23 protein-coding genes are annotated in these 26,741 nt (G+C 72.2%); 14 read left to right on the forward strand and 9 right to left on the reverse strand.

Translation table 11 applies throughout. The features are described 5' to 3' along the window. Nucleotides 1-175 precede the first annotated feature (175 nt). Nucleotides 176-1,111, forward strand: a complete 936-nt coding sequence (locus PSD17_RS25470; RefSeq protein ID WP_013673589.1) for a LysR family transcriptional regulator — start codon at nt 176-178, stop codon at nt 1,109-1,111. Nucleotides 1,112-1,147: 36 nt separating this feature from the next. On the opposite strand, the gene PSD17_RS25475 is transcribed toward PSD17_RS25470, so the two are convergent. Continuing rightward, nucleotides 1,148-2,476 (reverse strand): TetR/AcrR family transcriptional regulator, encoded by a 1,329-nt coding sequence (locus PSD17_RS25475; protein ID WP_339124876.1) that lies wholly within the window; start codon nt 2,474-2,476, stop codon nt 1,148-1,150. A 344-nt stretch (nt 2,477-2,820) separates the two neighbouring features. On the opposite strand from PSD17_RS25475, the gene PSD17_RS25480 reads away from it, so the two are divergent. The 10 genes from PSD17_RS25480 to PSD17_RS25525 all read left to right on the forward strand — a co-directional run bounded on the left by PSD17_RS25480 (nt 2,821) and on the right by PSD17_RS25525 (nt 16,188). Beyond that, complete coding sequence (locus PSD17_RS25480) at nt 2,821-3,798, forward strand: ABC transporter permease (protein ID WP_339124877.1); 978 nt, start codon at nt 2,821-2,823, stop codon at nt 3,796-3,798. Nucleotides 3,799-3,849: 51 nt separating this feature from the next. After that, complete coding sequence (locus PSD17_RS25485) at nt 3,850-5,103, forward strand: substrate-binding domain-containing protein (protein WP_339124878.1); 1,254 nt, start codon at nt 3,850-3,852, stop codon at nt 5,101-5,103. 12 nt (nt 5,104-5,115) lie between these two features. Continuing rightward, a complete protein-coding gene (locus tag PSD17_RS25490; RefSeq protein ID WP_339124879.1) occupies nt 5,116-7,734 on the forward strand; it encodes an ATP-binding cassette domain-containing protein in 2,619 nt (872 codons plus the stop codon). A 197-nt stretch (nt 7,735-7,931) separates the two neighbouring features. Next, nucleotides 7,932-8,756 (forward strand): enoyl-CoA hydratase-related protein, encoded by an 825-nt coding sequence (locus PSD17_RS25495; protein WP_339124880.1) that lies wholly within the window; start codon nt 7,932-7,934, stop codon nt 8,754-8,756. A 43-nt stretch (nt 8,757-8,799) separates the two neighbouring features. Further along, entirely contained in the window at nt 8,800-9,618 is an 819-nt protein-coding gene (locus PSD17_RS25500) for an SDR family NAD(P)-dependent oxidoreductase (RefSeq protein WP_339124881.1), read from the forward strand. A 25-nt stretch (nt 9,619-9,643) separates the two neighbouring features. Then, nucleotides 9,644-11,674 (forward strand): hydantoinase/oxoprolinase family protein, encoded by a 2,031-nt coding sequence (locus PSD17_RS25505; protein WP_339124882.1) that lies wholly within the window; start codon nt 9,644-9,646, stop codon nt 11,672-11,674. Between the two features lies 1 nt (nt 11,675). After that, nucleotides 11,676-13,559, forward strand: coding sequence for a hydantoinase B/oxoprolinase family protein (locus PSD17_RS25510; RefSeq protein WP_339124883.1), 1,884 nt, complete (start codon nt 11,676-11,678; stop codon nt 13,557-13,559). Then, complete coding sequence (locus PSD17_RS25515) at nt 13,559-13,762, forward strand: hypothetical protein (RefSeq protein WP_339124884.1); 204 nt, start codon at nt 13,559-13,561, stop codon at nt 13,760-13,762. The genes PSD17_RS25510 and PSD17_RS25515 overlap by 1 nt, the downstream gene beginning before the upstream one ends. 135 nt (nt 13,763-13,897) lie before the next feature. Beyond that, complete coding sequence (locus PSD17_RS25520) at nt 13,898-15,415, forward strand: AMP-binding protein (RefSeq protein ID WP_339124885.1); 1,518 nt, start codon at nt 13,898-13,900, stop codon at nt 15,413-15,415. After that, entirely contained in the window at nt 15,412-16,188 is a 777-nt protein-coding gene (locus PSD17_RS25525) for an enoyl-CoA hydratase-related protein (protein ID WP_339124887.1), read from the forward strand. Before PSD17_RS25520 ends, PSD17_RS25525 begins: the two co-directional genes overlap by 4 nt. Before the next feature lie 78 nt (nt 16,189-16,266). Here the strand turns inward: PSD17_RS25525 and PSD17_RS25530 are convergent, their stop codons facing one another. From PSD17_RS25530 to PSD17_RS25540, 3 genes are all read right to left on the reverse strand, one after another. Next, nucleotides 16,267-17,904 (reverse strand): ABC transporter substrate-binding protein, encoded by a 1,638-nt coding sequence (locus tag PSD17_RS25530; protein ID WP_339124888.1) that lies wholly within the window; start codon nt 17,902-17,904, stop codon nt 16,267-16,269. 361 nt (nt 17,905-18,265) lie between these two features. Beyond that, complete coding sequence (locus PSD17_RS25535; protein ID WP_103382920.1) at nt 18,266-19,144, reverse strand: phosphoribulokinase; 879 nt, start codon at nt 19,142-19,144, stop codon at nt 18,266-18,268. A gap of 13 nt (nt 19,145-19,157) precedes the next feature. Continuing rightward, complete coding sequence (locus PSD17_RS25540) at nt 19,158-20,231, reverse strand: class 1 fructose-bisphosphatase (protein WP_339124890.1); 1,074 nt, start codon at nt 20,229-20,231, stop codon at nt 19,158-19,160. Nucleotides 20,232-20,465: 234 nt separating this feature from the next. Between PSD17_RS25540 and PSD17_RS25545 the strand changes: the two genes are divergently transcribed. Then, complete coding sequence (locus PSD17_RS25545; RefSeq protein ID WP_339124891.1) at nt 20,466-21,722, forward strand: amidase; 1,257 nt, start codon at nt 20,466-20,468, stop codon at nt 21,720-21,722. A gap of 77 nt (nt 21,723-21,799) precedes the next feature. On the opposite strand, the gene PSD17_RS25550 is transcribed toward PSD17_RS25545, so the two are convergent. The 4 genes from PSD17_RS25550 to PSD17_RS25565 form a co-directional block, all read right to left on the reverse strand. After that, on the reverse strand, nt 21,800-22,447 hold the full coding sequence (locus tag PSD17_RS25550; protein ID WP_013673594.1) for an acetate uptake transporter family protein: 648 nt from the start codon (nt 22,445-22,447) through the stop codon (nt 21,800-21,802). Nucleotides 22,448-22,637: 190 nt separating this feature from the next. After that, nucleotides 22,638-23,063 (reverse strand): Fur family transcriptional regulator, encoded by a 426-nt coding sequence (locus PSD17_RS25555; protein ID WP_013673595.1) that lies wholly within the window; start codon nt 23,061-23,063, stop codon nt 22,638-22,640. Beyond that, nucleotides 23,036-23,476 (reverse strand): Dps family protein, encoded by a 441-nt coding sequence (locus PSD17_RS25560; RefSeq protein WP_013673596.1) that lies wholly within the window; start codon nt 23,474-23,476, stop codon nt 23,036-23,038. The genes PSD17_RS25555 and PSD17_RS25560 overlap by 28 nt, the downstream gene beginning before the upstream one ends. A gap of 109 nt (nt 23,477-23,585) precedes the next feature. Then, on the reverse strand, nt 23,586-24,200 hold the full coding sequence (locus tag PSD17_RS25565) for a TetR/AcrR family transcriptional regulator (protein WP_013673597.1): 615 nt from the start codon (nt 24,198-24,200) through the stop codon (nt 23,586-23,588). A gap of 73 nt (nt 24,201-24,273) precedes the next feature. On the opposite strand from PSD17_RS25565, the gene PSD17_RS25570 reads away from it, so the two are divergent. Both PSD17_RS25570 and PSD17_RS25575 read left to right on the forward strand, forming a co-directional pair. Then, entirely contained in the window at nt 24,274-25,521 is a 1,248-nt protein-coding gene (locus PSD17_RS25570) for an MFS transporter (RefSeq protein WP_339124892.1), read from the forward strand. A gap of 22 nt (nt 25,522-25,543) precedes the next feature. After that, on the forward strand, nt 25,544-25,807 hold the full coding sequence (locus tag PSD17_RS25575) for a DUF167 domain-containing protein (protein WP_233899338.1): 264 nt from the start codon (nt 25,544-25,546) through the stop codon (nt 25,805-25,807). A gap of 18 nt (nt 25,808-25,825) precedes the next feature. On the opposite strand, the gene PSD17_RS25580 is transcribed toward PSD17_RS25575, so the two are convergent. Next, nucleotides 25,826-26,620 (reverse strand): isocitrate lyase/PEP mutase family protein, encoded by a 795-nt coding sequence (locus tag PSD17_RS25580; RefSeq protein ID WP_339124893.1) that lies wholly within the window; start codon nt 26,618-26,620, stop codon nt 25,826-25,828. Nucleotides 26,621-26,741 lie beyond the last annotated feature (121 nt).

Below are 26,741 nucleotides of genomic sequence, written 5' to 3' on the forward strand. Positions count from 1 at the left end.
GCACGACGGTGTTGGTCCCGGAGTGGGTGATCACTGATGAACGGCGGGAGAGTCCGCCGGATCACGTGATCGACGTTATCCGAGCGGTTCACGGCACGGAAACAACGTCTTCGTCTAGCCCGCCATAAGCACGGCGAATACCGTCGGCCCGTTCGCGCCGTGGTGTGATGGGCCGGTGACGTCCTCGTCGTCGAGGCTCGCGCGCCTCGATCTCAACCTGCTGGTGGTACTGCGCGAGCTGCTGCGCGAGCGCAACGTGACCCGGGCCGCGGCGCGCGTCGGGGTCTCGCAGCCGGCGGCGAGCGCGGCGCTGGGCCGCCTGCGCCGGCACTTCGACGACGAGCTGCTCGTCCGCCGCGGCGCGGGCTACGAGCTGTCCGCGCTGGCCCACCAGCTCGTCGACCAGGTCGAGACGGTGTGCGACGGCATCGACCGGCTGCTGTCGACGGGCGCCGACTTCGATCCGGCGACGTCGCACCACGAGTTCACGATCGTCATGTCCGACTACGCGATCGCCGTGATGGGGGAGCGGCTCGCCGCCGAGGCGCACGCCAGGGCACCGCACGTGCGGCTCAACGTCGTGCTCGTCCGCGAGGCGCTGGCGGCCGGTATCGACCGCACGATCCGGGCCGTCGACGCCGTCGTGTCCTCGGCGACAGGACGGTTCCGGCAGCCGGAGATCCGCTCGACGCTGCTGTTCCGCGACCGCTGGGTGGTGGTCGTCGGCCGCGACACCGTCGTCGGCGACCCGCTCACCCTGCACGACCTGCGCGACGCCACCTGGGTCGTGCCGTACCACCGGGACTCGGAGTTCCCGTCCGTGGTGCCGGTGAGCGGACAGCTCGCCGCCCTCGGACTGCGCCCGACGGTGACGGTGCGCGTCGACAGCTACGTGGCGGTGCCGTTCCTGGTGGCATCGTCCGGGCACGTCGCGCTGATGCAGGAGACGATGGCCCGGACCATGCAGGAGCGGCTCGGTCTGCGGATCCTCGATCCGCCCGCCCCGTTGGAGCCGTTCGTCGAGCGACTGTGGTGGCACGAGCGGCTGACGACCGACCCGGCCCATCGCTGGTTCCGCCGGATCGTCGAACGCGCCGCCCGCGCCCTCTGAAGGCTCGTAGGCGACTTCTCTGCGACGGGTTCGGTGTCACGGCGCGATTCCGAGCGTCGCCCGGACCACCGTCCTGAGTTCCTGCTCGAAGGACTCATTCGCCTGTAGCCTGCGATTACGCACACAGTCGTCGATCACCGTTCTGGCGACGTTCACCAATACCGCGGCGCGCTGCGCATCCAGCTCCGGACGGGCCGCCACGAGCCATCGCTGCCATTCCGCCAGGTGCTCCGACTGCGTCCGCTGCAGTCGCTCCCGGGCGTCCTGCGGCAGGAAGAGCCGCTCGGTCAGGGACAGCGCGACGAGGTCCGGGAACTGGGCCGCGAGACCCACGTAGCCGTCGACCAGGCCGTCGATCACCTTCTCGGACCGCGGTTCCTGCTCGAGGGTGCGCAGGGTCTCGAGGGCGCGCCACTCGCTCAGCCGGGTGATGGCCGCCACCAGGATCTCGGCCTTGTTGTCGAAGTACCGGTAGAGGGCCGGCCCGACGACGCCGATCTCGCCCCCGATGTCGTCGATGCTGACGCCGGCATACCCGTGCCGGCGGAAGGCGCTCGCCGCGGCCGCGATCAGCTGCTCCCGCCGGGACCCGGGAGTCCGCCGGACCGCCCCGGCGCGCGGGTGGGGGGAGCGCTCGGCGGGCTCGGCCACGACGACCCGGTGCGCGGCGCCTACCAGCTCCTCGACGAGCTGCGCACGCGGCATCGTCGACTCGAAGTACGCCGCGCTGCTGCTGATGCTGCCGATGGTCCACGCGCGGAGCAGCGCGGTGTCGTCGTCGAGATCGGACCGCTCCGGCGCGATGAACAGCGGGATGTACTGGTTCGCGAGCATCTTGGTGCGTTCGCGGACCAGGGTGAAGTCCTCGCCCGTGAGGTGCCGCGCCTCGCGCTGCCACAGCACCGACAGCCGCCGGTTGTCGAGGCTGACCTCGACCAACGCCCTGAGCCGTTCCGGGACGGGCGTTGTGGCGGAGTCCGTCGACAGCCGCTCGACCACCTGGATGACGGGCATCTGCTCGCCCAGCACGACGTGCGCCAGTAGCGCCTGCTTGTTCTCGTAATGCCGGTAGATGGCGCGCGGGGTGATCCCCGCGGATTCCGCGATGTCCTCCATCTTCACGGACTGATATCCGCGCTCGGCGAAGAGCTCGCTGGCGATGGCGGCGATCTGGGAACCACGATCGCGCGGTCGTCGGGCGGGCGAGTCACCTCGTGCGGCGGCGGATCTCACGGATTCTCGCCCACGAGCATCGAATTCTCCTCGACGCGGTCGGGATCGCGCGTGGTGCGCGCAATCGTATCGAAGCGTGCGCGGCCGCCGCCCTCGGCACTTCGCCTCCGGCCCGACTCGCCGATGCGGCACGCGCTGTCCGCGAAGATACCACGTCGGTGGTGGCCGCTGTGACCGCCCGACGACCTGGACGGAGACAGTGAGCGGTGGACGACATGGAGAATGGGCGGTTCAGAGATGAGTACGGATTACCTCAACAGACCTGATCGCTGTAACAGTGCGGGTCAAAGGCTTGTCTACCGACGTCGGAAGGATCTGGAGCGTTAGGATCTCTTGACCTCGTCGCGCCTGGTGTGTCAGTGTCTGGCGCTGCAGGCGGGCCCATTGCCCGTTAGTGGCCAAGTACATGTGGCTGAGGCGAAGGTGCCGGAGGTGTCGTGAACCGCTCTCGCCGAATCACGCCGGACGGAACGGCCGTGCGTCACGTCATCCGGCCGACCGCGACGCACGTCGTCACGGGTGCGGTGGTGCTGCTGGTGGTCGTCTCCCAGCTCGCCGTCACCGGGGGCTTCTTCTCGCAGGGGTCGCTCTCGACCCTGACCCCCCTGATCGGCATCCTGACGCTCGTCGCCGTGGGCCAGGCCTTCGTGATCAGCACGGGCGGCGTCGACCTCAGCCTGCCCGGGACGATGACGTGGGTCGGCGCGATCGTTCTCGAGCACTCCGGCGGTGCCGACGAGGGGCTGCCCGGGGCCCTGCTCCTCTGCGTCGGCGTGTGCGTCCTGGTCGGCCTCGTGAACGGGGTGCTGGTCGAGGGGCTGGGCCTGAACTCGCTGGTGGTCACGCTGGCGGTCGGCCAGCTCGTGCTCGGGTGCGCCCAGCTCTACCGGGGCGCGGTGTCACCGGTGCAGAAGGTGCCGGGCAGCCTCGCCGCGTGGGCGACCGCCGGCGTCGGCGGGATCAGTGCCATCCTGCTGGCCTCGGTCGCGCTGGCCGTGCTCACGACGTTCTTCCTGCATCGTGTCGTCGCCGGCCGCCGCCTCGTCGCCGCCGGCACCGCCGAGCGGGCGGCATCGCTGACGGGCATCCGGGCGCCGCTATACCGGTCCGCCGCCTATGTGATCGCCGCGCTCGTGTACGGCGTCGGCGGGGTCCTGGCGGCCGGTCGGACGGGCACCCCGGACCTGACGCTGGGTGAGCCGTACCTGTTGACCAGCGTGGTCGCGGTCGTGCTCGGCGGGGCCGCGCTGGCCGGCGGACGCGTGAGCCCCATGGCCACGCTGATGGGCGCCGTCTTCATCACGGTGCTGGATTTCGACCTGCGGGTGCTGGGCCTGTCCGCGGGCGCCCGACTCATCGCCCAGGGTGCCGTACTGGTGCTCGGGCTGGCCATGGTCAACGTCGTCCGCCACCGGGCGGAGCTCGGCCGCGCGCTGCGCCGGCTCGCCGCCTGATCGCGGGCCCTGCCCGAAGTCGCAGTTGCCGAAGGAGGACGGATGTCATTCATGAGAAGGTCCGCCGAACATGGGCGAGGGCTCGGCCGCTCGTTCGCGATCCGCGCCGCTGCGGCGGTCCTCGTCGCGGTCACCGCCGGATGCGGGGCCGCGCACCCCGGCAGCCCGACGGGGCCGGTGCCCGCGGATGCCGGGTCCGCGGGCGAGGTCGCCGTGTCGGAGGCCGACCTGCAGAAGACCGTGGACCAGGCACTGAGCACGGGCGACGTGGCAGCGTCGACGCTGCCGCCGCTGATGCGGGACGCGCTCGCACGGGCGAGCCACCCGCTCACGAGTGCCCAGATCGACAAGGCGTACGAGTGCTGGAAGGCGACGTCCTGCACGCTCGGTGACGGGCCGCTCACCCTCGCGCAGGCCGATCCGTTCGGCGGCAACACCTGGCGCCAGTTCACGAAGATGAACGTGATCCTGCAGGCGCTCACCCATCCCGAGATCGGCAGGTACGTCTACACCGATGCGAACCTCGATCTGGCGACGTACCAGGCCAACCTGCGGACGCTGACCGCGCAGGGTGCCGACGTGATCGTCACCATCAACGAGTTCGGCCCGGCCGCCTACGCGGCGCTCACCGCGGCCCAGCGGCAGGGCGTCGTCGTCACGACCTATCTGGGAGCGATGGACGACGCCCCGCCCACCGCATACACGACGCGCGTGCAGTACGACCTCTGCGCAACCGGGCGGGCGATGGCGGAGACCGCGCGCAAGGCCACCGCGACGCCGGGTCCGGTCGCCTACTTCGACGGCCTGGCCGGTAATCCGCAGGACGCGAAGGTGAAGAGCTGCGTCGCGGACACGGGCGCGGAGACCTCGTTCACCGAGGCGACCGACTACACGGCGGCCGGCACGCAGCGGGCCGCGTCCGCGCTGATCGCCTCCGGTAAGCCGGCGACGGCGATCCTCTACAGCTACGCGAACACGGTGCCGAGCATCGTGAACGCCTACCGGGAAGCCGGCAAGGAGGTCCCGGCGATCATCAGCCTGACCCAGAGCAACGCGGCCGTCTGCCAGCGGGCGGAGCACCCCTACCCGCTGTACCTCACGAACTCGGCCAACTGGGCCGCGCGGATCTCGGTCGACGCGGGCGTCCGGGCCGCCGGCGGGGCGAAGGTGGCGGACTCGGTCGTCTTCCCGTTGCCGTTCTTCGAGGTCACCGACAGCGACTGCGACACGAGCAAGCCGGCGGAGTACCCGGGTCCCGCGCTGGTGCCCGACGCGCTCACCGCGAAGATGCTCGCGGCCAGGTAGGGGACCGACGACATGGCGGAGCGAACAGTCCCCCTCGGCGGCACCCGGCCGGGCCCGGCCACCGTGCCGGCGGGGTCCGCGCTGCGGGTGAGCGACCTGGCGAAGCGATACGGTCCCGTCACCGCGCTGGAGTCGGTGAGCCTCGAGCTGGCCCCCGGCGAGGTCCATGCCCTCGTCGGGGAGAACGGATCGGGCAAGTCGACGCTGGTCGGCATCGTCAGCGGCGTCGTCGCGCCCGACGCCGGCAGCGTCGAGATCAGCGGCACCGCCTGCCGCCGGCACACGCCCTGGGAGTCGCAGCGCCACGGCGCGCTCACGGTGTTCCAGGACGGGTCGGTGATCCCCGAGCTCACCGTGGCGCAGAACCTGTTCCTGGGCACGCCGCCGGCAGGCAGGCCACCGTACCGGCGCGTGACCGGATGGGCGGGCGAGCGGCTGGCGGCGTTCGGTCTCGGGCACCTCGCGCCGGAGCGCCCGGCCTCCGGGCTCTCCGCCGCCGACCGCCAGCTCTTCGACATCTGCCGCGCGCTGATGGCGCGGCCGGCCGTGCTGCTGCTCGACGAGGCCACGTCCGCGCTCGACGCGGCGGGGGTCGACGTCGCGCTCGACCTGATGCGCGACGCCGCCGCCGACGGGTGTGCGGTCCTGCTGGTCACCCACCGCCTCTCGGAGGTCTTCCGCGTCGCGGACCGGATCTCGGTGCTGCGCGACGGGCGGTTCCGCGGCACCTACGAACCGGCGGCCGTCGACCAGGCGGCGCTGGTGGAGCTGATGGCCGGCCGCAGTGTCGACATCGAATTCCCCGCGCGGTCGGGACAGGTCGGCGGGGTCGTCCTCGACGCCACCGGGCTGAGCGGGCCCGGGTACGGCCCGATCGACCTGCGGCTGCGCCGCGGCGAGATCGTCGGGATCGCCGGTGCGGCCGGCAACGGCCAGCTGCAGCTGCTCGAGGGTCTCGCCGCGCTCGGCGCGACCGCAGGCGGTCTCGCCGTCGACGGCAGTCCCGTGCCGACGGGTCGCGCCGCCTGGTCGGCGGGCGTGGCCTACCTGTCCTCCGACCGCCGCGCCGCGTCGCTGCACCAGAACCTGCCGATCCGCGAGAACCTCGTCCTCGGTGTGCTGGGTCGGATTTCCCGGGCCGGGATCGTCACCCGGCGCCGCGAGGATCGGCAGGTACGGGAGAGCGTCGAACGGTTCGGCGTCCGCCTCGGGTCGCCGGAGGACCCGATGTCGTCGCTGTCGGGCGGTAACCAGCAGAAGGTCGCCATCGCCAAGGTGCTCGAGACCCGGCCCCGGGTGCTGCTCGTCGACGAGCCGACCCAGGGCGTCGACGTCCGCTCCCGCCTGGACATCTACCGGATGCTGCGCAGGGGTGCCGACGACGGGCTCGCGGTGGCGGTCGTCTCCTCGGACGCCGCGGAGCTGGCCGGGCTCTGTGACCGCGTGCTCGTCCTGTCCCGGGGCCGGGTCGTCGCGGAGCTCGACGGCGAGCACGCGTCGGAGACTCGGATCGTGCACGCGTTCACCGCGCACACGGCCGGTCCGGACCGCTCCGTCACCGCACCGGAGCCGGCGGGGCCCGCGCCGCGCGGGACGACAGTGCGCGCGGCGCTGCGCCGGCACCCGGACGCGGTGCGACTCGGGCTGCTGGCGACGGTCCTGCTCGTCCTCGGCGCCTGGGCGCAGAGCCAGGAGAGCACCTTCCTCACCACGGCCGGCATCTACAACGTGCTCCTGCTGGCGGCGCCGCTCGCCGCCGTCGCGACCGCCCAGTTCGTCGTCATGTACATCGGCGGGATCGACATCTCGGTCGTCGGCACGATGAGCGTGACGGTCTGCGTCCTCTCCTTCGTGGCGCAGAGCACCTCGGCGGGCGGACCGCTCCTCGCGCTGGCGACCGGGATCGGTGTCGGCGTGCTCGTCGGGATCGGCAACTCGGTGCTGATCGAGCGGCTGCGTGTACCGCCGGTGATCGCGACGATCGCGACGCTGGGCCTGCTGCAGGGGGTCGCCCTGACCCTGCGACCGACGCCGGACGGCGTCATCGACGCCGGGCTGACCGACGTGCTGACGATGCCCCTCTGGGTCTTCCCGCTGCCGCTGCTGGCGCTGTGCCTGTCGGTGCTCGTCGCGGACCGGCTGCTGCGCTCGACCGGGACGGGGCTGCGGCTGCGGACGGTCGGGCTCGACGCCCGGTTCGCCTACCGGCTCGGGGTCCGGGCCCCACGGTTGCGCCGGCTCGGCTACGTGCTCTGTGCCGTGCTCGCCGGGCTGGCCGGTGTGGTCCTCGCGGGCCAGGTCGGGGTCGGCGACCCCACGGTGGGCGACTCGTACGTGCTGCTCGCGATCGCCGCGCCGATCATCGGTGGCGCGAGCCTGCTCGGCGGTCGCGGCACGTTCCTCGGTTGCGTGCTCGGCTCGGTGCTGCTCGCGCTCGGCCTGACGCTGCCGACCACCCTCGGCCTCGGTGAAGGCTGGAACGTGATCCTCACCGGTGGGCTGACGCTGTTCGCGCTCGCCGTCCACGGCCGCCGGATCCGGGCCCGGTCCGGCCGGCGCCCGCGCGGCGCCGCCCGCCGTGGCGTGCCTGGCGGAAGCGGAGAGGCAGGTGGCGGCGGCGGACTCAGGTAGGAACAGGAGTTAGTGGTGATTGACAAGAAAGCAATAGCAGTCGTAAAGTCCCGGTGCCGACGGGTGCAGAGCGCATCACATGCTCGCTCTCATCATGAGTTGTCATGGACATTGCCCTGGACGTCCACCTCATCCGCCGGCGGTCCCTGCCGGCCGGTCCTCTTCGGACTCGGGCTGCGAGACAGGAGTACATCGAAATGAGCGAGGCCACCTCCCTGCGGGCGACGGGCGACGGGCTCGAACCCGACACCCGGGAGTTCCGCCACCTCGAGGTCGACGACCGGGGGGCCATCGCGGTCGTGTCCTTCGCCCGGCCACCGGTGAACGCGGTGGACACCGAGATGTGCCTGGAGATCCGGGCGCTGTTCAGCCGCGTCGACGAGTTCCTCCCGCAGGTGCGCGTCCTGGTCCTCCGCGGCAAGGGCTCGCACTTCTGCGCCGGGCACGACTTCAGGGAGTTCGCGAGCCTCACCCCGCAGAACTCCCCGGGCCGGCAGAAGCTCGTGCGGGAGACGTTCGCGGCCGTCTACGACTGCCCGGTGCCGGTCATCGCCGCGGTGCACGGCGTCGCGGTGGGCACCGGGGTCGCGCTGGCGGCGTGCTGCGACACCATCGTCTGCGGCGAGAGTGCGCGCCTGGGCGTGCCCGAGGTCGGGGTCGGCGTCATGGGGGGTGCGCGGCACATGCGGCGCCTGGTCCCCGAGCACCTGATGCGCACGCTGTACTTCACCGCCGGACACGCCTCCGCCGCTGAGCTCCTCCCGTACGGCGGCATCCATGCGGTGGTGCCGGACGAGCAGCTGCTGGACACCACACTCGAGCTCGCCGAGCGGATGGCGGTCCACAGCCGGGCCGTGCTGAGGCACGCCAAGGAGTCCCTGAACACGATCGAGTTCATGGACCTCAAGAGCGGCTACGAGGCCGAGCAACGGGTCACCACCCGGCTCACCGCGCACCCCGACTCGCAGGAGGCGCGCACCGCCGCGTTCGAACGGCGCACGCCCGAGTACTCACATTCCTGAGCGCGACGGCGGTCGACGTCGCCACGCACCCGAAGGGGAACCCATGGCTGTCATCTCGACGGCACATCCCAACCACAACCCGGATCCGGTCACGATCCGAGGCCGCAGGCTCGCCGGAAAGACGATCTTCATCACGGGCGCCTCGGCGGGCATCGGCGAGGCCGCGGCGCGTCGGTTCGCGGCCGAGGGCGCGAGCGTCGCGGTCGGGGCGCGGCGCACGGATCGGCTCGAACGGCTCGTCGACGAGCTGACCGCCGAGGGCGGCGAGGCGCTCGCGGTCGGCCTCGACGTCACCGACGAGGCCTCGGTCGCCCGGGCCGTGCAGACCACCGTCGACCGGTTCGGCCGGCTCGACGGAGCGCTCAACAACGCAGCCCTCTCGGGGGCGGGCAACCCGATCGTCGAGACCGACAGCGCCTACGTGCGCCAGGTCTTCGACGTGAACCTGATGGGCGTCTACTTCAGCCTGAAGTACGAGATCCCTGCGATGCTCGCGTCCGGTGGCGGCTCGATCGTGAACGTCAGCTCGGTCGGCGGGATCATCGGGATGCCGAACATCTCCGAGTACATCACCTCGAAATGGGGTGTCATCGGGATGACGAAGAGCGTCGCCCTCGAGTACGGCGGCGCCGGCGTCCGCGTCAACGCGATCGCGCCGGGCAGCACCAAGACCGACATGTACGACTCCTGGCTGCCCACCCCGGAGGCGCAGGCCGCGGTCGCCGCCTACTCGCCCATGAACCAGATCGCCCTGCCCGACGACATGGCGCGGGTCGCCCTGTTCCTGCTCTCCGAGGAGAGCCGGTGGACCAACGGCACGGTGATCGCCGCCGACGGTGGCCAGCACGTCGGTTGTTTCTGACACCGCCAATCGAGAGGAGAGAGCAGTGCCCCTGCGCATCGGCATCGACACCGGCGGCACCTTCACCGACCTGGTGGTCGCCGACGGCGACCGCGTGCACGCCGCCGTCAAATCGCTCACCACCCACGGGGACCTGCCGCGCGGAACACTGAACGCGCTGGCCAAGGCCGGGGTCGACGGCGGAGAGGTGGAGCGCGTCGTCCACGGCACCACGGTCGCACTGAACGCGATCCTGACCCGGCGCGGCGCCGAGGTCGGCCTCGTCACCACCATGGGTTATCGAGATCTTCTCGACATGGGACGCGCGTGGCGGCCCTGGGAGGACGCCCTCATCGACCCACGATGGCGGCGCCCGCACGAGCTGCGGCCGATCATCGAGCGGCATCGGCGTCGGACGGTGCCCGAGCGGGTCCGCGCCGACGGCGAGACCGTCGTCGCGCTCGACGAGGACCACCTCCTCGCGGAGGTCGAGAAGCTGGTCGCGGACGGCTGCGAGAGCATCGCGATCTGCTTCATGCACTCCTACAAGCACCCCGGGCACGAGCAGCGTGCGGCAGCGCTCGTCCGCGAGCGCTTCCCGCAGCTGAGCGTCAGCACGTCGGCGGACATCGCGCCGTTCCCCCGCGAGTACAGCCGGTTCTGCACCTGCGTGCTCAACGCCTACGCGCAGCCGCTCATGGACACGTACACGGCCGAGCTGGAGGCGCGCCTGAAGGAGTCCGGGTACACCGCGCCACTGATGTTCATGACGAACGACGGTGGCCTGATCGCGCCGGAGCAGGCCACCGCGCGGCCGGTCACGACGCTCAACAGCGGACCCGTCGGCGGGGTCATGGGCGCCGAGATGTACGCGCGCCGACTGGGGATCCCCAACCTCGTCGGCTTCGACATGGGTGGTACGAGCACCGACGTCGCGGTGGTCGCCGACGGTCGGGCGTCGACGGAACGCGAGCTGGAGCTCGAGCACGACCTGATCGCGGGCATCCCGGTGCTGGAGATCCACAGCATCGGCGCGGGCGGCGGCAGCATCGCGTCGCTCGACGCGGCCGGCGGACTCAACGTCGGACCCGAGAGCGCCGGCAGCAACCCCGGCCCCGCATGCTACGGACACGGCGGCACGCTGCCGACCGTCACGGACGCGTTCCTGCTGCTCGGCATGCTGGATCCGAAGGTGGCGCTCGGCGGCGAGATCCCACCCGACGTCGACGCCGCCGAGCGCGCCTACGCCGCGCTCGGCGACCAGCTGGGTACCACGGCGGGCGACCTGGCCAAGGCCGTCACCGAGGTCGCGATCCACAACATGGCCGAGGCCGTGCGGCAGCTCACCGTCTACCGCGGCTCCGACCCCCGGGAGTTCGCGCTGCTCGCCTACGGCGCGGCCGGACCGTTGGTGGCGACCCAGGTCGCCCGGACCCTGCACATGCCGCGCGTCGTCATCCCCGCGCTCGCAGGCGTCTTCTCGGCGTTCGGCCTGCTCGGGGCGAAGGTCTTCGAGGAGGAGGTGATCCCCGTCATGCAGACCGCCACCGACGAGCTCGCGGCCGAGGTGTTCGGGCGGCTGCGGGAGGCCGGTGCGCGGCTGGGCACGTCCGCCGGGCTCGCGGACGTCCACCTCGAGTTCCGCCTCGACGGGATGTACGCCGGGCAGCGGAGCGAACTGGAAGCGCTCGTCGACCCGACGCACGCGGACCCGCTCGCGCACATCCGGGAGATGTTCGACGCGGCGCACCGCAGGCAGTTCGGCTACACCCTTCCGGCGGACGTCTTCATCTCGACCGTGCGCGTCCGGGCCGTCGAGGCGGCGGCACACGAGGTGCTCCCGACCGAGCTCTCGGCCAGGGAGGAGGGACGGCCGAAGGGCGCCCGCGACATCGTCATCGGCGGCGACCCCCACGAGGCGGTGCCCGTGTACGAGGTGGCCGCGCTGGCCCCCGGCCAGCGGATCGCCGGCCCGGCGGTCGTCGAGGCGTCCAGCTACACCGCAGTCATCGGCGACGGCGACGTCGCCGAGATCAACTCCGTCGGCGACATCCTGGTCGACGTTCGGGAGGCCTGACATGACCGTCCAGCAGGAGAGCACGCGCACGACCGCGGCGCTCAGCGCCCAGGAGGTGCAGGCCCGCTACGGCATCGACCTGACGGCCGCCGAGGTGCTGCGGCACGCGCTGCGCTACATCGCGCTGCAGATGCAGCAGAAGGTCAACGCCGCCGCGCTGAGCCCGCTGCTCAGCGAGATGAACGACTTCGGCATCGGGCTGCTGGCGCCGCGCGACGAGGCCCGCGACCTGGACTTCGACGCGATCGCGATGTCGACGGGTGCGCCGGCGCACTTCGTCATCAACCAGTACTACGCGCGCACGGCGATCGAGCACTGGGGCGCGGAGAACTTCGAGCCCGGCGACGTCGTGATCTACAACGACCCGTACCGCGGCGGCAGCCACGTCAACGACATCGGTGCCGTCATGCCGATCTTCCACGACGGCCGGCTGCTGGGGTTCGCGGCCAGCATCACCCACTGGCTCGACATCGGCGGCCCGATCCCGACCGGCTTCGGGCCGGGTCTGCAGCGCGACGTCTTCGCCGAGGGCATCCGGCTGTCGCCACGGCTGCTGTACAAGCGGGGTGAGCTGGTCGAGGAGACCGTCGAGCTGTTCACGGTGCAGACCCGCATCCCGGAGATGAGCGCGAACGACCTGCAGGTGATCAAGGCCGCGCTGCAGGTCGGGGTGGACATGGTCGGGCACTACGTCGAGCGCTACGGGGTCGACGCCTACCTCGGTGCCGTCGAGTACACCCTCGACTACTCGGAGCGGGCGGTCCGCCAGGCGCTGCTCGAGATCCCCGACGGCACGTACGAGGCCGAGGACCACCTCGACAACGACTCCGCGGGCGAGCCGATGCTGCTGAAGTGCACGGTCCGCAAGTACGGGTCCGAAATCGAGATCGACTTCTCCGGCTCGGCGCGCGAGGACTGGAACGGGTACGCCTGCCAGTGGTCGGACACCGTCTCGGCCGCTCACCTGGGCCTGCAGGCGATCTTCCTCGACTCGGTGCCGCCGAACGCCGGGGCGTACAGGCCGGTGCACGTCGTGGCGCCGCCCGGGTCCTGCTTCCACGCGCTCCCACCGATGTCCACCAACTCCGGGCACCTGTTCTTCCTCGTCAAGAGCACGACGCTGGTGAAGATGGCGCTGTCGAAGGCGCACCCGAGGTTCGCCGTCGGCGAGAACTACGACGACATCTGCATCATCAGCTTCTCCGGCGTCGACAACCGGTCGGCGACGCCGAGCCCGTTCGTCTTCATCCGCTTCCCGCTGGGTCCCTTCGGCGGGCACGCGCTCGGGGACGGCTGCTCGTACATGCCGATCGAGGAGGGCAACGCCGTCGAGACCTCGATCGAGTTCGAGGAGGAGGCCTTCCCGCTGCTGTTCCTCGAACGGGAGTTCGTCACCGACACCGCCGGAGCGGGAAAGCACCGGGGCGGACCGGCCACACGGGTCCTGCTCGCGCCGCTCGTCGACGCCGAGAGCACCTACCAGCTCGAACAGTGCCGGTTCCCGACCAAGGGCGAGTTCGGCGGCGGTGGCGGCAGCATGGCGAGCATCCGGCTCCACGAGGGCGGGCTCGCTCGCTGGTCGAGGGGCGAGGAGCTCGCCGAGCCGCAGGTCGTCGCCGGGTTCGCCGACCCGGCCGACGGGTCACCCGCCGACCCGGACGACGAGCGCGCCGAGTTCCGCATCAGCAAGCTCGCCGGTGTCCGGTTCGCCGCGGGCGACGTCGTGGCGTTCCAGGTCGCCGGCGCCGGCGGGTACGGCCCGGCCGACCAGCGCGACCCGGAGGCCGTGCGCCGCGACGTCCGCAACGAGATCGTCTCCGCGGCGGCGGCGAACCGGCTCTACGGCGTGGACCTCGGCGGACCGACCAGCGAGGGAGAGGCCTGATGTTCCCCCAGCCCACCGAACCGACAGTGGCCGAACCGTTGGAGGCCGTCGACTCCGACTGCCCGACGTGTGGTGCGGCCGCTGTCTTCGCCTACCGGGTCGTCGACTACCGCGGCTGGCTGCGGGTGACGAAGTGCCGCAGTTGCCTGCACGTCCTCGACAGTCGCCGGATCCGGCCGCCGTCCCGATCCGGGGTCGCCTGATGGCCGTGAGATCGACACCGTCGCGGGCCGAGGCCGAGCGCTACCGGAGGGCCGGCCTGTGGACCGACGAGCTGATCGACGGGTTCGTCGCCGTGCGGGCGGCGGACCCGGGCGACGGCCGCCCTGCCCGCCGTCGTGGACGGCCCCCGCACCGTCACCTACGGGGAGCTCGAGCAGCAGGTGCGTGCCGTCGCCGCGGCGCTGCACGGGATGGGCGTCGGCAGGGGCGACGTCGTCTCCTGGCAGCTGCCGAACTGGTGGGAGGCCGTGCCCCTGCACCACGCGATCCTGCGGCTGGGAGCGGTCAGCAACCCCGTCGTCCCGATCCACCGGCGGCGTGAGGTCGAGTTCGTGCTCCGTCAGGCGGAGACCAAGGTCTTCGTGCACCCGGGGGAGTTCCGCGGCTTCGACCACCAGCAGATGGTGGCCGAGCTGGCGCCCACGCTGCCCGCGCTGGCGCACACCGTCGTCGTGCGGGGCACGGCCGGGACCGGTCCCGCGTTCGAGGACCTGCTGCGCCCCGCCGGTGCGCCCGAGGTCGAGCGGGCGGCAACCGACCCGGCCGTCCTGATGTACACCTCGGGCACCACGTCGGACCCCAAGGGCGTCGTCCATCCGCACGCGACGCTGGTGCGGGAGAACCGCGGGTGCATCGCGAGCTGGGGCCTGACCGCGGCGGACCGGATCTTCATGCCGTCGCCGCTCACCCATGTCACGGGCCTGCTCTACGGGGTGCAGCTGCCGGCGATGCTCGGCTGCCCGGTCGTCCTGCAGGACGTCTGGGAGTCGACGGAGGCATTGCGGCTGATCGAGCGGCACCGCTGCACCTTCACGACGGCGGCAACGCCGTTCGTCCACGGCCTGACGCACAGCGCGGAGCTCCACCGGCGCGACGTCTCGTCGCTGCGGTGGGTCAACATCGGCGGCGGGGACGTGCCACCCGGCCTGGTGCGCGAGGCCGAGGCCCGTCTCGGCGCGACCGTCGCGCGCGGCTACGGATCGACCGAGTACCCCACCGCGACGCAGGGCTGGACCGACGACCCGCTCGACCGGCGCGCCGAGACCGACGGCCGGCCCGTGGAGGGCACCGAACTGAGGATCGTCGACGACCACGGGGCCGAGCTGCCGCCGGGGGAGCGCGGCGAGCTGCTCGTGCGCGGACCCGAGCGGTTCACCGGCTACCTGGTACCGCCGGCGGGGGAGGCGGTCTTCGACGCCGACGGCTGGTTCGCCACCGGCGACCTGGCCCGCATCGACGCCGCCGGGCAGCTGACCATAGAGGGCCGCAAGAAGGACATCGTCCTGCGCGGCGGCGAGAACATCAGCGTCAAGGAGGTGGAGGACCAGCTCTACGCGCACCCGAAGATCGCCGAGGTCGCGATCGTGGCCATGCCGGACCCGGTCATGATCGAGCGGGCGTGCGCCTTCGTCGTCCCCGCGGGCGACGAACCGCCGACGCTGCCCGAGCTCACCGAGTACCTCCTCGAGCACGGCTTCGCCGTCCAGAAGGTGCCCGAGCGGCTCGAGCAGGTCGCGCAGTTGCCCAAGAACCTCGCCGGAAAGGTCCAGAAGTTCGTGCTGCGGGAGCGCATCGCGACGCTGCTCGCGACCGAGCGGCAGAACGCCGCACCGGACGCGGCAGGCGTGCGATGACGGCCTCCGACACGGTCCTGGCGCAGCGCCACGGCGGCGTGCTGCTGCTGACCCTCAACCGGCCCTCGCGGCTCAACGCCTGGAACGCCGAGCTCGAGAGGCGGTATCTGGAGCTGCTGGCCGGCGCCGAGGCGGACCCGGATGTGCGCGCGATCGTCCTCACCGGCGCCGGGCGCGGCTTCTGCGCCGGCGCGGACCTCGACGAGCTGAGGGGCGTCGACACGCTGGACCCGGCGGACCTCGACGGGCGCCGCCTGGTGCTGCCGACACTGCGCACGCCGTTGATCGCGGCGATCAACGGCGCGGCCGCCGGGCTCGGGCTCGTGGTCGCACTGTCGGCCGACGTCCGGTTCTGCGTGCCGGAGGCGAAGCTGACCACCGCGTTCGCGCGGCGCGGGCTCATCGCGGAGTACGGGGTCGCCTGGGTGCTGCCGAGGCTCGTCGGCACCAGCCGTGCACTGGACCTGTTGCTGTCCGGTCGCGTGGTGCGCGGCGAGGAGGCGGCCCGGATCGGCCTCGTCGACCACCTGGCGACGCCCGCGACGCTGGTCGACGCCGCCCTCGCCTACGCCGCCGACCTGGCCGAGAACTGCTCGCCCACCTCGATGGCGATCATGAAGGACCAGGTGCGGGCGGCCCTCGACGAGCCGTTCGACGTGTCGCTCGACCGCTCCGACGTGCTGATGCGGGAGGCCTTCCGGCGCACCGACGTGAAGGAGGGGGTGGCCGCCCACCTCGAGAAGCGGGCCCCGCGGTTCGCGCCGCTCCCGTAGCCCCCGGGGGGAAGCGCGATGGGCGGGCCGCCGGGTGCGGCGGCCCGCCCATCTCACGGGGACTACGACTCACGGGGACTAGGACTTCCAGGTACCGCCCCAGAACAGCTCACTGGACAGGTACCGCGACACGCCCTTGACGTTCGGGCGCGCGATGGCGGCCTTGGCCGCCTGGGACAGCCAGACCACCGGCAGGTCCTGGGTGATCAGCTCCTGCGCCTTCTTGTACGCGGCGATCTGGGTGGCCGGGTCGGTCGAGGCGGCCGCCTCGTCGAGGGCCGCGTCGACCTGCGGGTTCGAGTACTTCCCGTAGTTGTTGATGCCGCCCGTGTGGAACTGGTTGGTCATGAACGGGAACGGGTTCTCGTAGGGCCCGCTGATCCAGGTCGCCGTGCCGAACTGGGTGCCTTGGATGATCGGGCCGATGAACGTCGAGATGTCGTCGAACTGCAGCTTGACGTTCACGCCGATGGCCGCCCACTGCGCCTGCAGGAACTGGCCGAGCTGGTGGTCGTCGGGGGAGTTGCCCGTGTTGTAGGTGAAGTCGGGATTCCCGCCGCCGGCCTTGTAGGCGTCGATCAGCTGCTTCGCCTTCGCCGGGTCGTACTTCGGGTAGGCGTCCGCGGCGGCCTGGCTGAAGTACTGCGAGTCCGGGGCGAACGGGGTGGTCGTCAGCAGGCCGACGTTGTTGTACTGCGTCGCGTTGAGCGCCTTCGGGTCGATCGCCATGACCAGCGCCTGGCGCACGCTCTTGTCGTCGAAGGGCTTCTTGGTCAGGTTGTAGTAGAGGTACTGGCCGTCGCCGCCCGGGCCGTAGTAGGTCACCAGGTCCTTGTTCATCGACGCCTGGCGCAGCTCGCTGAAGAAGCCGCCGATGTCGAGGTCGACGTCACCGTTCTGGACCGACGCGTAGCGCGCGTCCGTGTCGGAGATGGGCCGGAACTGGATGGCGTCGAGGTAGGGCTTGCCCTTGTCCCAGTAGTTGTCGAACTTCTTGACGTCGATCTTGTTGTTCGGGATCCAGTCGACGAACTGGAACGGACCGGCGCCGACGGGGTTGCGGCCGTAGTCGGCGCCCTCCTTCTGCACGGCCGTCGGCGAGGCGATGCTGCCGAGGTTGCCGGAGCTGAAGGGCAGCGCGAACGACGTCGGGAACGTCGCCGTCGGCCGCTTCAGCACGAAGGTGATCGTCAGCGGGTCGGTCGCGGTCATCGTCTGGATCGGCTCGGTGTAGAGCTTGCCGAGCGCGGCCGGGGTGTCCATCTGCCGCTTGACGTTGAAGATCACGGCGTCGGCGTTGAACGGCGTGCCGTCCTGGAAGGTGACGCCGGGCCGGAGCTTCATGACCCAGGTCTTGCCCCCGTCGGGGGTGTCCATCGACTGCGCGAGGTAGGGCTGGGGGTTGCCCTTGCTGTCCATCTTCAGCAGCGAGTCGTAGACCGCCGACGCCATCAGGTTCGAGCCGATCACGGGGTCGAACGACCGGGCCTCGGTGTACATGCCGACGATCAGCGTGCCGCCGGGCTTGGGGGTGCCCTCCTCGGCCGGGTCCCCGCCGAACGGTTTCGACGAGTCCAGATGGTCCGGGTTGGCGGCCGCCGACGTGGCGCCCCCGTTGGACCCGCAGGCCGTCCCGACGAGCACGATCGCGGCCAGTGCCGCGATCGCCGCGGCTATCCGCTTGTGTCGGGAGCCCCGTTCGGAGCCTGTTCGCATGGCTCGATCCACCTCTCTCGAAACTGCCCATACGGCGGTGTGCTGGACAGACCCCGGCGGCCGCGGACGGCGCGTCGGGGTCACGACAGAGGCAGATTCACGGCGTGCGGAGGCGCCCGACGTGCCCGTGCCGGGGAATACTGCAGCGGTGCCGGCGTGCCGCCAGAGGGGGTGACGGCGCGTGGTCCCCGGAACCGCGCGGGGAAGCATAGCGGGTTGACAAGATTGTTAACAATAATGGACGCAAAAAGTCCGGGGTCGGGATCCCGGGTCACCGGCACAGGGGCCGCAGACGCCGACCGCCCCGCCCGGGAGCCGGGCGGGGCGATCGTGACGTGACGACGCGCGCAGGAGTGTCGGGTCAGCTCGCGAGTTGGGTGCGGCGCTCCATGAGCCGCCAGACCATCGGGGTGAAGATCAGCTGCATGGCGAGGTCGAACTTCCCCCCGGGGCAGACGATCGTGTTCGCCCGGGACATGAACGAGTCGTGCAGCATCGACAGCAGGTAGGAGAAGTCGATCCCGCGCGGGTCGGCGAAGCGGATGATCAGCATCGACTCGTCTGCCGTCGGGATCGTGCGGGCGATGAACGGGTTCGACGTGTCGACCATGGGGACCCGCTGGAAGTTCACGTGCGTGCGCGAGAACTGCGGGCAGATGTGGTTCACGTAGTCCGGCATCCGGCGCAGGATCGTGTCGGTGACGGCCTCGGTGGAGTAGCCACGCTGGGTCTTGTCCCGGTGCAGCTTCTGGATCCACTCGAGGTTGATCACCGGCACGACGCCGATCAGCAGGTCCGGGTGCTGTGCGACGTCGACCTTGTCGGTGACGACCGCGCCGTGCAGTCCCTCGTAGAAGAGCAGGTCGGAGTCGCCGGGCAGGTCCGTCCACGGCGTGAAGGTGCCCGGCGGCTGGTCGAACGGCGCCGCCTCCTCCTCGTCGTGCAGGTACTTGCGGACCTTTCCGCGCCCGGTCTCGCCGTAGGTGCGGAACAGCTCCTCCAGCTCCTCGAAGAGGTTCGACTCGGGGCCGAAGTGGCTGAAGCTGTGGTCGCCGCGGGCGTGCGCGTCCGCCATGCGGACCTTCATCTCCGCCCGGTCGAACCGGTGGAAGCTGTCGCCCTCGACCGCGGCCGCGTTGATGTGCTCCCGCCGGAAGATCTGCTGGAAGGCCCGCATGACCGAGGTCGTGCCGGCGCCCGAGGCACCGGTGACCGCGATGATCGGATGCTTGGTCGACATGCCCGTCTCCGTCTCAGTTCGCGGCGCGGAACAGCCCGCGCGTGCCGTACAGCGGGGTGTCGACCCCGCTGTCGACGTTCTCGACGTGGTACTTCGCGATGCGCTCGACCTCCTCGACGGCGCCGAAGACGAGCGGGATGCGCTGGTGCAGGGCGGTCGGGCTGACGTCGAGGATGCGTTCGCGGCCCGTGTGGGCCGCGCCGCCCGCCTGCTCGACGACGAACGCGACGGGGTTGGCCTCGTAGAGCAGCCGCAGCCGGCCGGGCCTGGCCGGGTCCTTGGCGTCGCGCGGGTAGAGGAAGACGCCGCCGCGGGTGAGGATCCGGTGCGTCTCGGCCACCAGCGAGGCCACCCACCGCATGTTGAAGTCCTTGCCGCGGGGCCCGGACCTGCCCGCCAGGCACTCGTCGACGTAGCGGCGCACCGCGGGCTCCCAGAACCGCCGGTTCGACGCGTTGATCGCGAACTCCTGCGTCGTCTCCGGGATGCGGATGGCCTCGCGGGTGAGGATGAACTCGCCGAGCCGGGGGTCGAGGGTGAACCCGTGCGTGCCGCGGCCGGTCGTCAGCACGAGCATCGTCGACGGGCCGTAGATGGCGTAGCCCGCCGCGACCTGCGTGCTGCCCGGCTGCAGGAACGCCTCCGGTCCGGGCGTCTCGCCCGTGCCCTCGGGCGCCCGCAGGATCGAGAAGATGCTCCCGACCGAGACGTTGACGTCGATGTTCGACGAGCCGTCCAACGGGTCGAAGACCAGCAGGTACTTGCCCCGCGGGTACTCCGCGGGGATCCCGTAGGGGTCGTCGAGCTCCTCGGAGGCCATGCCGGCGACCTGGCCGCCCCACTCGGTGGCGCGCAGGAAGATGTCGTTGGCCAGCACGTCGAGCTTCTGCTGCGTCTCGCCCTGGACGTTCAGGGTGCCCTCGGCGCCGAGCACGCCCTCCAGCGCGCCGTGCGCCACCCGGCCCGCGATGGCCTTGCAGGCGATCGCGACATCGAGGATCAGCGAGTTGAGGTCACCGACGGCGCCGGGGTGTCGGCGCCGCTCGGCGTCGAGGAACCGGGCGAGCGTAGTGCGGTCGGCGAGCATGGCGTTTCTCCCCGCAGCCGGGCGAACAGGACGTCAGGGCCCGGCCGGGGGCACCCGCGCCCCGGCCGGGTCCGCGTTCCGAGCGTGCCGTGCGCCGTGCCACGGCCCATCCCCCCGCCAGGTGGCCGCCCGGGGGGTGAATGTCGCACTGAGGCGAGACCGGCGCCGGGCGGTCGGCGCGTGCGGGCCCGTGCGCAACGGACCCGCACGCGCGCGGGCGTAGGGTCGGCAGCCGTGACCGCCTCGCTGACCCAGACGGCCCGTGACCTCGCAAGCGGATCGACGACCGCGACCCGGCTGGTCGAGGAGGCACTCGAACGGCTCGCCGCCACCGAACCGGACGTCCACGCGTGGGTGACGGTCGCCGCCGACACCGCTCGCGAGCAGGCCCGGGCCCTCGACGCCGGACCGCACCGGGGCCCGCTGCACGGGGTGCCGTTCGGGGTGAAGGACATCATCGACGTCGCGGGCCTGCCGACGGAGTGCGGCTCGCCGCTGCGCGCAGGTGCGGTCGCGGCGGCCGACGCCTGGGTCGTGCAGCGGCTGCGGGCGGCCGGTGCCGTCGTCCTCGGCAAGACCGTGACGACGGAGTTCGCCTACTTCGAGCCCGGACCGACGCGCAACCCGCGCGACCTCTCGCGCACGCCGGGCGGCTCGTCGAGCGGGTCGGCGGCGGCCGTCGCGGCGGGCGTCGTCCCGCTCGCGCTGGGCACGCAGACGGCGGGGTCGGTGATCCGGCCCGCCGCGTTCTGCGGCGTCGCGTCGTACGTGCCCCCGGTCGGGGCGCTGTCCTACGCGGGCGTGCACCCCATGTGCCCGTCGCTGGACACCGTCGGTTTCTTCGCACCGGCCGTCGCCGACCTCGCGCTCGTGCGGACGGCGGTCGACGGGCGGGCCGACGTCCCCGTCGCCCGGACCGACGCCCCGACGCTGCTGCTCCTGCGCGGCGACGAGCTGGGTCCGGTCGAGCCGGAGATGGCGGCGGCGCTGGAGTCGGCCGCGACCGCGCTGACGGCCGCGGGTGCGCGCCTCACCGAGCTCACGACGCCGCTCTCCCCGCTCATCGACGACCACCTGACGGTCATGGAGCACGAGGCGGCCATCTCGATGCGCGAGGACCTCACCGCGCATCCCGACGAGCTGAGCGACATCCTGCGCACGATGCTGGAGAAGGGAACGACGGTCGGCGGCGCCGCGCACGACGCCGCGCTCGCCCGGGCGGCCGCGCAGCGCGACCTGCTGCTGGGGCTGCTCGGCGACGCCGACGCGATCCTGCTGCCGGCTGCGCCAGGACCGGCCCCGGTGGGCCTCGGCGCGACCGGGAACCCCGCGATGTCACGGCCGTTCCAGCTCATGAACATGCCCGCCGTCGCTGTGCCGGGGCTCGCGACGACGGGCGGGTTGCCGCTGGGTGTCCAGCTCGTCGGGCATCCTCGGCGGGAGGACGACCTGCTGGCGACGGCGGCGTGGGTGGAGACCCGGCTCGGCTGAGCCCGGCCCGCCCTCCGAGGACGGTGGTCACGGGTGCGGGCCCCGGATCACGGGACCCGCACCCGGGCACGGGGGTGTTACTTGACGACGGGCGCGCCCATGGGGAGCGCGCGTCCGCCCAGTTCCTGGTTCATGGCGTCGTAGAAGATGTAGACGCCGATCAGGCAGAAGACGAACACGGCGATGCCGCCGCCGGTGAGCATCGCGGTGGAGCCGCCGAGCACGCCGGCGAGCACGAGCGCGACCGCGATGTCGACGACGACGAACAGCAGGGTGAAGGCGAGCGGCAGACGCATCGTCGCGAGCGTGACGACGACGAGCACCACCAGCCACGAGATCAGGAACGTGGCCTGGACGGCCTGGACCTGGGTCGCGGCGGCCGTGGCGTCGGAGGAGACCCCGAACCAGCCGTTGACCAGGCCCATCACCAGGAAGCCGAAGCTCATCCAGAAGACGCCGAACATCCCGAAGATGCCGGCGACGGCGCTCTGACCGATCCGGGCGGCCCACAGACCCGAGGCCAGCACCCCGATCCCGGATGCGAAGAAGACGGCCGCGATGAGGCCGCCCGGCAGGGCCGTCGGCAGGTAGCCGACGAGCCAGAGTCCGAGGGTGATCGAGCCGACCAGGAAGGTCGGCAGGGCGAGCAGGGACGGGTTGCCGGCCGGCGGTGCGGCCGCGGGTGCTTCGACGGCGGCGGCCTGCGCCTCGTTCTCGACTGTCATGACCAAGCTCCTCGTTGAGTTCGGTACTGCAGACTGGACGAACCTGGCAGCGAGCCACGGTGGGGACACCCTGGTCGCGGTACCTCCTGGTCGGGCGGATGGGTCGGGAGTACAGGTCCGACCGGTCGAATGGTGACCGCTCCGAAGGCTGCCGGATGTCTCGAACTGAGACGGTGACCGAGTCGTGACCTCAGGAGTGGGTCAGGCAGTCGGCGCAGGTCCCGCGAAAGATGACCTGGGCCTCGTCGACGACGCCGATGTCGCCGGAGGGGGTGAGGCACGGTTTCCCGGCGGCGCACGGCACGTCGGTCACGCGGTGGCAGACCTTGCACACGAAGTGGTGGTGCCACTCGCCCGCGACCTCGTAGAGAACGGCGCCGGGGCCGGCGTCCGCGGTGAGCGCCAGTCCCGCCCCGACCAGCGAGGCCAGGACGTTGTAGACGCTCGACCGCGGGATCCGCCGGCCCCGGGTGGAGAGCAGGTCGTACACCTCGTCGGCGGTGCGGTGGCCACCGAGGTCCTCGAGCGCGCCCAGGACCTCGGTGCGCGGGCCGGTGGCCCGCAGTCCGCCGTCGCGGAGTCTCCTGCTCAGGCCTGCTGCGCGTCGAACATCCACCGCTGCTTCTCCAGTCCCGCGACGATGCCGATGAGCAGGTCCTGGGTGACCGGGTCGAGCTCGTCGAGCGTGTCGATGCGCCGGCGCATGCGCTCGACGACGGTCCCGAGCACCGCCACGACGTGCGCGACGACCTCGGTGTCGGCGACGCGGCCGCCGACGACGTCGGCCAGCGGGCTCTCCTTGGCGACGGTCCCCACCCGTCCGTCGGGCGCGTAGCCCAGTGCGACGGCACGCTCGGCGACGGCGTCGGCCGCGGCACGCACCTCGTCGGTCAGCCCGTCGAGCTGCTCGTGCAGGGGCAGGAAATGCCGGCCGGTGACGTTCCAGTGCAGCTGCTTGGCCTGCAGCGACAGGTCGGTGAGCTCCACCAGCGTGTCCTGCAGGTCGGTTCCGATCCGTTCGACGTCCACGAGATCCTCCTCGACGCGTCAGTTCTTTTCTGGACAGGTTCCAGTTTAGCCGTTTATTGGAACCAGTCCAGAAAAGCGGCTGTGGTCTCGCTCTCGCGGGACGGCGCGGTCAGGCCGGCCGGGGCAGCAGCGTGTCGACGAGGCTGCGGGCCCAGTCCGGGGTGCCGGGCGCGGGCGTGAACAGCGCCCGGTAGTAGACCGGCGCGAGCAGGGCGTCGAGCGCCCGCTCGACCGTCGGCGCCGCGCCACCCCGCGAGCGTTCGCGGTCGAGCATCGAGGCGAGCTGCTCCTGGCGCTCGGTCGTGCACGCGCACCCGCCCTCGGTGCCGCTGCTCAGCGCCGCCCGGATGATCGCGATCGAGTCGGGGTCGGTCAGGTCGGTCGCGAGGTCGGCCGTCCACTGCTCCAGGTCGCCGCGCAGCGACCCGGTGTCCGGCACGACGAGGTCGCCGCTGAAGCGGCTCGCCGCGACGGCGGCGAGCAGCTCGCCGAGGGTCCCCCAGCGCCGGTAGACCGTCGTCGGGTGGACGCCTGCACGCGCGGCGATCGCGGGCATCGTGAGGTGCTCGGCCGGGCCTTCCGTCAGCAGCTCCGCGACGGCGCGGTGCACGGCGGCGCGGACCCGGGCCGACCGCCCGCCGGGCCGCGGCCGCGGGACCGTCCCGGCGTCGGGGTCGTCGGTGGCACGGGCGTGCGGTGTGGTCCCCGTCCTGGTCTCGCTCACGAGGGCATTATTGCAGCGATCGTTGCGTTCGGGTTACCGTCCTAACGCAACGAACTTTGCAACCGGGAGAACGATGTCCTCCATCGACGTTTCCGTCGGGCCGCCGGCGACGACGGCTCGGCTGTCGCAGGCCGGGACGTTCGCGGTCGTGGCCGCGCTCGTGGTCCTGTTCATGGCGGCCGCAGGCGCGCCCACCCCCCTCTACGTCGTCTACCAGAAGAACTGGGGCTTCTCGGCGACGACGCTCACCGTCGTGTTCGCCGTCTACGTCGCGGGGCTGCTCGCATCGTTGCTGGTCGTCGGCGGGCTCTCCGACCACGTCGGCCGCCGTCCGGTGCTCGCCGCGGCCATCGCGCTCGAGGCCACGTCGTTCGTGCTGTTCCTCGTCGCGGGCGGCGTGCCGATGCTGCTGGTGGCGCGGGTCCTGCAGGGGCTCGCGACCGGCGCCGCGATCACGACGCTCTCGGCGGCACTCGTCGACAGCGTCCCGGCGCACCGGCCCGGACGCGCCGGCGTCGTCAACAGCGTCGCGCCGGTGAGCGGTCTCGCCGTCGGCGCCCTGGGTGCCGGCGCGCTCGTCGAGTACGCGCCCGCGCCGACGCACCTCGTCTACGCGGTGTTCCTGGCCCTGTTCGTGCTCGGCGGCATCGCGGTGGCGGCCATGCCGGAGACCTCGGCCCGGCGGTCCGGCGCCGTCGGCTCGTTGCGCCCGGCGCTCGCCGTGCCCGCCCGGATCCGCATCGAGGTCCTCGCGCTCGTGCCGATCCTGCTGGCCAGCTGGTCGCTGGGCGGGCTGTTCTTCTCGCTCGGCCCCTCGGTGGCCGCCGACGTCCTCGGCCTGCACAACCACCTCGTCGGCGGGCTCGTCGTCGGGCTGCTGTGCGTGCCGGGGGCACTGACGTCGCTGCTGCTGCGCAGCTGGCCGGTCGAGCGGCTCGTCGTCGTCGCCGCGCTGCTGCTCGCCGTCGGGACGGCGTCGGCCGTCGTCGGCGTCGACGCGGGGCCGGCCGTCCTGGGCGTGGTGGGCACCGTCGTCGCGGGCATCGGCTTCGGCGCGGCCGCACTGGGGACCTTCGGCACCTATGCGCGGATCGCCGCCCCGCATGAGCGCGGGGCCCTTTTCGCCGTCGCCTACACCATCTCCTACCTGGCCTTCAGCGTGCCGGCCGTGGCCGCCGGCCTCGCGACGACCGCCGTCGGGCTGCGGCCGACGACCGTCGGCTACGGCATCGTCGTCGTCGCGCTGGGGATCGTCGCGCTGGTGGCGCAGTGGCTGGTCGCCGCCCGGCGACGCGCGGCGGCCCGGCCCGCGCTCTCGTGAGCGCCGGGCCCAGAATGTGGGCGTGACGACGTTGAGGCTGACGATCCGCGTCCGGCCGGGGGCATCGCGGACCTCGGTCGGCGGGGCGTACGCCGACGCGCTCGTCGTGCGGGTCAACGAACGCGCCGTCGACGGCGCCGCCACCGCGGCGGCGCTGCGGGCGGTCGCCGGCGCCTTCGGGGTGCCGCGCGGCGCGGTGCGGCTCGTCAGCGGTGCCACCTCGCGCACCAAGATCCTCGACGTCGAGGGCGGCGACCCGGAGCGGCTGCGCGAGCTGCTCGGCTGAGCGCGGCCGGGCGGCCCCTCAGTCGAACGCCCGGGCGGCGGCGGCCCGGCCGGCGTCCGCCCCGGCGAAGAACGACGTGTCGCCCGCGAGCAGCGCGGTCCCGGCGGCGACCAGGGCGCCGGCCGCCGCGTAGAAGAACGTGCCGCCGACCGAGATCCGGGCGACGCCGGCGTCGGCCAGCTCGGCCACCGACGGCCCGCCGTCGCGCAGCAGGACGTTCACCGGCCGGTCGACGTTGCGCACCACGGTCTCGACGTCGGCGGTCCGGGCCAGGCCCGGCGCGTAGAGGACGTCCGCGCCCGCGTCCTGGTAGGCCTGCAGCCGGGCGATCGTGTCGGCGAGGTCGTCGACGCCGTGCAGGAGGTTCTCGCACCGGGCGGTGAGCACGAGCGTCGCGCCGTCGCGGTGGGCCGCCTCGGCCGCGGCCGCGACCCGCTCGACCGCGGCATCGCGTGCGTAGATCGGGTCCGCGTCGTCGCCGGTGTAGTCCTCGATCGAGGCGCCCGCGAGTCCCGCGCCGCGGGCGGCCACGATCGTCGCGGCCACCTCGTCGGCGGAGTGGCCGAACCCGTTCTCCAGGTCGGCGGAGACGGGCAGCGGCGTCGCGGCGACGACGGCGGCCGCGTGGGCGATCGCCTCGTCGCGGGTGACGCGTCCGTCGCGGCGGCCGAGCGTCCCGGCGAAGCCGCTGCTCGTCGTCGCGAGGGCCTGGAATCCGAGCGACGCGAGCAGGCGGGCGGATCCGGCGTCCCAGGGGTTGGGGATCAGCAGCGGGGTGTCGCCGTGGTGCAGGTCCAGGAACGCGGAGGCCATGCGGCCCACGCTATCCCGCCGGTGCCGACCACGAGTTCCTCGTCCGGTGCCGCGGGTCCGTGGCCGGCTGCGGACGTCGCGGACGCGGGAGGGCCGGGCGGTGGTCCGCCCGGCCCTCCTC

The organism is Pseudonocardia sp. D17, from assembly GCF_036984265.1.
Lineage (GTDB): Bacteria > Actinomycetota > Actinomycetes > Mycobacteriales > Pseudonocardiaceae > Pseudonocardia > Pseudonocardia benzenivorans.